The organism is Bartonella sp. OC68QHHN, from assembly GCF_042193875.1.
GTDB classification, from domain to species: Bacteria; Pseudomonadota; Alphaproteobacteria; order Rhizobiales; family Rhizobiaceae; genus Bartonella; species Bartonella grahamii_A.
On the sequence record NZ_JBHIME010000016.1, the window covers coordinates 1 to 3677 of the forward strand.

Here is a 3677-nt window from a genome sequence, read left to right on the forward strand (position 1 = left end):
TGTTTCTGGTTCAAAATTTAAGAAAGGTTCAACGAGTCTTGCTGTTACACCGCTTTCTTCTTCATCCATGTTGGGGATATTTGTCACATAAATGACTTCAAAGGTTAAAATGGCACCATGGAGCGCTAGGGCGCCATTATCACCAAAGGCAAAAGCAATATTTTGCAGGCGGCATGTTTCAACAGTGTTATTGAGATTGGGATTAGCGTAGAAAATCTCCTCAACTTCCCACGCTAATTGGTCAACAAAACGTGCTCCATCTTCACATGTCGCATAACATTCAACATCTAGCGTTAAAACACGCCGCCTTAAGCCAAAATCATGTCCATCTTCAATCGTTTCACTTTGCGTTGAGATATTAATAGCTGGCATTGCTTCAATAAATAAATTGAAATCGCGCANCGCAACAAAGCTTTCCCTTATCGTCTCTCTCGGATGCATGAGGGCTCCTGTTCATTTAAGTGTATAAAATGATTGACTAGGATTAATAATGATACTATTATTGGTTATGAGCAATAAAGTTGAAAAAATAATCAGCTTGATGAAAGCATCACCAAAGAACATCAAGTTTGCAGATTTGTTGGCTGTATGTGTCTATTTCTTTGGAGAACCGCGGAACAATGGTACAAGCCACTTTGTTTTTAAAACACCGTGGCTTGGTGATCCTCGTGTGAATATTCAAAAAGATTCTGGTAACAAAGCAAAAGCTTATCAGGTCAAACAAGTCTTACAAGCGATAGAAAGGATGAAACATGAACAATAATCATTATACATATCGTGTTTTGTGGTCGCAAGAAGATGAGGAATATGTTGGATTGTGTGCAGAATTCCCATCCCTTTCATGGTTAGATGCTCAAGCAGAGAAAGCTTTAAAAGGTATTATGGACCTTGTTTCAGAAGTTGTTGAGGACATGCAACATAATGGAGAAGAAATTCCTGTGCCTTTGTCACATGGTAAATACAGTGGTAAGTTTCAATTAAGAATACCACCAGAACTCCATAGAAAACTTGCAATACAAGCTGCTGAAAATGGTGTGAGTTTAAACAGATACATTTCTTCTAAACTTTGAATCTTTTAAAAGTCTATACGTACTAAAAGAAAATTAATTTTTATGAAAACCTCTAAATTAAAACAAATGCCCGTTTTAAAGACGGATGAAGAAGCAGAAAACTTCGTTGATACTGCCGATCTTACGGATTATGATTTAACTGGTTTTAAACCCGTTCATTTTGAGTTCTTACCTAAAGAAGTCTCTTGACCACCTCCCCATTTTAAGAACGGGGAGGGGAGTTCTATCTTTTAAATTAAGCAACCTTTTTAATGGGGCTCTCTAAACTTGGTTCATAAGCTTTCAACAAAGAATCCATGCTATGTGGTAGCTCTGAAGCTCCAAAATTTGTAAGAATTGCCAAAATCTTTGTAATATTAGGCACCTCATTTTGAAGTTTTAAAATCAAAGCTTTTTCTATTGCATCCATGGTCTCAATGAGAGCATTAAAAGCTTTATCTTCGACATCATCACGATCAGAAAACTGATACAATGCCATCCACAAATCACATAATAAATCAACACTGCTATTCATTGCACACCCCCAAAGATTTGTTCTCTCAAACATGCCAATCCTTTTGGTGTGATTTTCGTTGAAGGCAGGACCTTTTCTGTACCATCCGGTCTTTGAATGGTGATAGCGGGACAATCCATAAAGCCTTTCTTTATTTTGTCCTGATAAGGTAACAGAGGCGCCCCTGGAGCCCGTCGATAGACCCAATCGTTTTGTCGCAAGTAATCCGTTAAATCTTTTGGTCGTACCTCTAGCATTTTCGCTGCTTCAATAAGACCAAACAATCCATCAGAACGCTTTAAACCATCAAGTGCTTTTGCTTTTGGTGCTAATTCAGCAATGGTGTTATCCTTTTGCTCAATTTGGTTTTGTAGGTGTGTCAAAAAGCCAATCATTGCTTGAGGACTTGAATAATCAATTTGTGGTGTTGCTACTTGTTTTTCTAATTCTTGCCAACGATCTATGATTTTAGCTCGCAAGGCAGTGCTGTAACCTGAAACAAGAATTAAACATTCACGCTTGGGAAGGTTGTAACAGTTTTGCACCTTTCCCTGCTTATCTAAATAGGTGCCCCCAAATTTGGGGAGACCTCCTTCAGTGTATAATTCTTCAAGTATTTTTTTAATATCACGCATGACATGGTCATGTCTTTTACCACACAACTCAGCAATTTCACGACTCGACATAGTCTGAGTGGTAGCACTATTAGCAACACTTTCTGTAATTTTTATAAGAGTGTTCATTATGAACTCCTAGATGTTAGAGGTTTTCATTGATACCTTTAAAAGGTATCGGGTGCTGAAAACACGGCATCTAGTCCGTCGTTACGCTTTCCCCATAAGGGTATTGTATAGCGTAACTACACCCGATGAGGTCATTATACACTTGTCGCATATAATGAGTCAAAGCCTTTGCAACGCACAGAAGATCGATTATTTCGGCAATCAATCCGCTAGATGTTTTAAGGTGTTTTCAGGCACCTGATTCGATTATTCATATTGTCGCTACATTGTCAAGTGGCAATGTAATGTTTTTATAAAAATAATCTGTTAAGTCCTTTGGTCGCACCTCTAGCATTTTCGCTGCTTCAATAAGACCGAACAAACCATCAGAACGCTTTAAACCATCCAAAGCTTTTGCTTTTGGTGCTAATTCGGCAATGGTGTTATCCTTCTGCTCAATTTGGTTTTGTAAGTGATTCAAAACACCAAGTAATGCTTCGGGTTTGGAGTAGTCAACTTGTGGTGTTGTTACTTGTTTCAAAAGCCGTTCACATTTGATAAAGTATTGACGTGCTTCATGTCCTTTGTCATTACGCTCGATCATCGAAAGATGTTTAGCCATGTCTAATGTAATGTGGTATTCCTTTACCTTTCCACCCCGGTAAAAATTTACCGCAGTTATAAAGTTTATATTTTCCTGAAATTTACATTCTTTAATGCGATTTTTAATCCAATTTCTAAATTCAGACTTTATTTCCAAAAACGCATGCAAATCACGAGCATTGACGGTTTGAACAGCTTCCTGATCAATAATCCGTTCTTTAATTTCTATAAGATTGTTCATAATGAACTCCTTATCGTTAGATGTTTTTCATTGACACTCTAAAGAGAGTGCCGGGCGCTGAAAAACACGGCGATAAGTCCGTCGTTACACTTTCCCCGCAAAGGTATTGTATAGTGTAACCACACCCGACAAAACCACTATATGCTACAAAGCATGTGATGAGTCAAAGTTTTTAAATTTCGGCGGGAAGAGATTATTTCGGTAATCCATCCGCTTATCGTTTGGTGTTTTTCAGGCACCTAGTTTGACGATAGACACATTGTTGCCATATTGTCAAGAGGTGACTTTACATTTTTAAAATAAATTAAGTGTGCTTTTATTTTATCTTCCGCAGAATAAGCTTATACATACCGGATTCTGAGGCTTGGACCTCTGTGACCACGAAGTGCTCTTGAGAAGAGGGGGCTTTGTTGTTTTCAGGAGCCATCACAATAATACTATCTTGAGGTTTTGGTGGTAAACCCCCGATATCATTGATACAAAGATCAAGTTCCTTTCTTGCAATTGTGGTGGGGATTCTGCCTCCAGCCTCCGATTCCGAATGTTTG

The 3677-nt window shown here is 38.3% G+C and carries 7 protein-coding genes and 1 pseudogene; 3 read left to right on the forward strand and 5 right to left on the reverse strand.

What is annotated here, in order from left to right; all coding sequences use genetic code 11:
- A partial coding sequence (locus ACFIJ0_RS01165; protein ID WP_375661377.1) for a hypothetical protein occupies positions 1 to 441 on the reverse strand: 441 nt, incomplete at its 3' end.
- 49 nt (positions 442 to 490) lie between these two features.
- On the opposite strand from ACFIJ0_RS01165, the gene ACFIJ0_RS01170 reads away from it, so the two are divergent.
- Genes ACFIJ0_RS01170 through ACFIJ0_RS01180 form a run of 3 tightly spaced genes read left to right on the forward strand, consistent with a single transcriptional unit; the run spans position 491 to position 1259 of the window.
- Positions 491 to 763 (forward strand): toxin HicA, encoded by a 273-nt coding sequence (locus ACFIJ0_RS01170; protein ID WP_375623755.1) that lies wholly within the window; start codon positions 491 to 493, stop codon positions 761 to 763.
- On the forward strand, positions 753 to 1070 hold the full coding sequence (locus ACFIJ0_RS01175) for a type II toxin-antitoxin system HicB family antitoxin (RefSeq protein ID WP_375609575.1): 318 nt from the start codon (positions 753 to 755) through the stop codon (positions 1068 to 1070). Before ACFIJ0_RS01170 ends, ACFIJ0_RS01175 begins: the two co-directional genes overlap by 11 nt.
- 42 nt (positions 1071 to 1112) lie before the next feature.
- Positions 1113 to 1259: a CopG family antitoxin gene (locus tag ACFIJ0_RS01180; protein WP_375623753.1), complete on the forward strand. Its 147-nt coding sequence runs from the start codon at positions 1113 to 1115 to the stop codon at positions 1257 to 1259.
- 46 nt (positions 1260 to 1305) lie between these two features.
- Here the strand turns inward: ACFIJ0_RS01180 and ACFIJ0_RS01185 are convergent, their stop codons facing one another.
- From ACFIJ0_RS01185 to ACFIJ0_RS01200, 4 genes and pseudogenes are all read right to left on the reverse strand, one after another.
- Positions 1306 to 1584 carry a hypothetical protein gene (locus tag ACFIJ0_RS01185; protein WP_375643929.1) on the reverse strand — a complete coding sequence of 93 codons (279 nt, stop codon included), beginning with the start codon at positions 1582 to 1584 and terminating at the stop codon, positions 1306 to 1308.
- Positions 1581 to 2306, reverse strand: coding sequence for a Rha family transcriptional regulator (locus tag ACFIJ0_RS01190; protein ID WP_375643930.1), 726 nt, complete (start codon positions 2304 to 2306; stop codon positions 1581 to 1583). The genes ACFIJ0_RS01185 and ACFIJ0_RS01190 overlap by 4 nt, the downstream gene beginning before the upstream one ends.
- A gap of 250 nt (positions 2307 to 2556) precedes the next feature.
- Positions 2557 to 3129 (reverse strand): antA/AntB antirepressor family protein, encoded by a 573-nt coding sequence (locus ACFIJ0_RS01195; RefSeq protein ID WP_375643931.1) that lies wholly within the window; start codon positions 3127 to 3129, stop codon positions 2557 to 2559.
- Between the two features lie 316 nt (positions 3130 to 3445).
- A pseudogene (locus ACFIJ0_RS01200) lies at positions 3446 to 3677 on the reverse strand (hypothetical protein); the annotation flags it as partial.

Excerpts from the sequence above, each read along its gene's own strand:
- ACFIJ0_RS01170 (WP_375623755.1), top strand. The coding sequence starts at position 491 with ATGATACTATTATTGGTTATGAGCAATAAAGTTGAAAAAATAATCAGC.
- ACFIJ0_RS01175 (WP_375609575.1), top strand. The coding sequence starts at position 753 with ATGAACAATAATCATTATACATATCGTGTTTTGTGGTCGCAAGAAGAT.
- ACFIJ0_RS01180 (WP_375623753.1), top strand. The coding sequence starts at position 1,113 with ATGAAAACCTCTAAATTAAAACAAATGCCCGTTTTAAAGACGGATGAA.
- ACFIJ0_RS01185 (WP_375643929.1), bottom strand. The coding sequence starts at position 1,584 with ATGAATAGCAGTGTTGATTTATTATGTGATTTGTGGATGGCATTGTAT.
- ACFIJ0_RS01190 (WP_375643930.1), bottom strand. The coding sequence starts at position 2,306 with ATGAACACTCTTATAAAAATTACAGAAAGTGTTGCTAATAGTGCTACC.
- ACFIJ0_RS01195 (WP_375643931.1), bottom strand. The coding sequence starts at position 3,129 with ATGAACAATCTTATAGAAATTAAAGAACGGATTATTGATCAGGAAGCT.